Genomic DNA, 1724 nt, shown 5'->3' with positions numbered 1-1724 from the left:
CGCTGGAGCCGCCACGTGAGCGCCGCCCCCTCCTCCCCCGACACCGACGCGCCGGGAGCACCCAGCGACGCGCTGGTCTCGGTGCGCGGGCTGAAGGTGCACTTCCCGATCAAGGGCGGGGTCTTCGGTGGCCGTACGGTCGGCGCGGTGCGCGCCGTCGACGGCGTCGACCTCGACGTCCGGGCCGGTACGAGCCTCGGCCTGGTGGGGGAGTCCGGGTGCGGCAAGTCGACCCTGGGCCGGGCGGTGCTGCGGCTGAGCCCGATCACGGCCGGCACCGTGCACTTCGACGGCACGGACGTCTCGGCGTTGTCGGGCGAGCAGCTGCGGGCCTCGCGCAAGGACATGCAGATGGTCTTCCAGGACCCCCTGGCCAGCCTCAATCCGCGGCAGAGCGTCGAGACGATCCTCACCGAGCCGCTGAAGGCCCACAAGATCGACTTCGACAAGCGGACCCGGGTCGGCGAGCTGCTCGACCAGGTCGGCCTGCCGGGCTCGGCGGCGCAGAAGTACCCGCACGAGTTCTCCGGCGGGCAGCGCCAGCGGATCGGGATTGCCCGGGCCCTCGCGCTCGAGCCGCGGTTCATCATCGCCGACGAGCCGGTCTCCGCCCTCGACGTCTCCGTGCAGGCGCAGGTGCTGAACCTGCTCGAGGAGCTGCAGCAGCAGCTCGGCCTGACGTACCTGGTGATCGCGCACGACCTGGCCGTGGTGCGCCACGTCAGTGACGAGGTCGCGGTGATGTACCTCGGCTCGATCATCGAGCAGGCCGGCTCCGACGACCTCTACGACGAGCCGCTGCACCCGTACACCCGCTCGCTGATGTCGGCCGTGCCGGTGCCGGACCCGGAGATCGAGGACGCCCGCGAGCGGATCCTGCTCCAGGGCGACCTGCCGTCGCCGGCGGACCCGCCGGCCGGCTGCCGCTTCCACACCCGCTGCCCCTTCAAGCAGGCCACCCGCTGCGACACCGAGCGCCCCGAGCTCCTCGAGCTGCGCCCCGGTCACCGGGTCGCGTGCCACTACGTCGAGGAGATCGCCCGCGGCGAGATCACCGCCCACCAGCTCTCCGCCGAGGACGTCGCCGCCCGGACCTAGCCAGCAGGCGGTGGTGGCGGCCCCGGTGGTCGAGGGGCGAGCGGCGACCCCGGCGGCCGCGGAGCGAGCGGCGACCCCGGTGGTCGAGGAGCGAGCGGCGACCCCGGTGGTCGAGGGGCGAGCGGCGGCCCCGGTGGTCGAGGAGCGAGCGGCGGCCCCGGTGGTCGAGGAGCGAGCGCCAGCGAGCGTCACGAGACCGATCGCGGGGTGGTCGAGGAGCGAGCGCCAGTACCCCGGTGGTCGAGGAGCGAGCGCCAGCGAGCGTCACGAGACCAGTCGCGGTGAGTCGATGGGTGATCTGCACGCACCTGATGAGTGCAGAGCACACATCGACCGTGGCAGCCCGTGGGCCGTGCCGCGGGGCCGGTCGGGTCGCGATCTGCTGTCAGCAGGTGGCACCAGATCGCGAGTCGAGAGCCACCGGTGTGACCTGGCGCGCCGGTACCGCCGGTGGGCGTACCCGGTCCGGCGGTACGGCTGCTGCTGGTGGCCAGAGGGTCAGAACGGTGGGGTTTCGTTGCGGGGTGGTGACGCGGCGGCATCGCCGGGGTCGTCTGCGACCGGGGGCGGCGGCGCCGGGTACGGGGTGGTGTCCGGCTGTTCGGGCAGCGGGTCGGGTGGTGGCC

At 73.5% G+C, this 1724-nt stretch carries 1 protein-coding gene; it reads left to right on the top strand.

Annotated features, from left to right (window positions below; all coding sequences use genetic code 11):
• Positions 1-15 precede the first annotated feature (15 nt).
• Complete coding sequence (locus GV155_RS20130) at positions 16-1098, top strand: ABC transporter ATP-binding protein (protein WP_160012075.1); 1083 nt, start codon at positions 16-18, stop codon at positions 1096-1098.
• The last annotated feature ends 626 nt before the right edge of the window (positions 1099-1724 follow it).

Source organism: Nocardioides sp. AX2bis, assembly GCF_902506435.1.
Lineage (GTDB): Bacteria > Actinomycetota > Actinomycetes > Propionibacteriales > Nocardioidaceae > Nocardioides.
The sequence above is the reverse complement of the archived record's forward strand: the minus strand, read 5'-3'. Positions and strand labels throughout refer to the sequence as shown.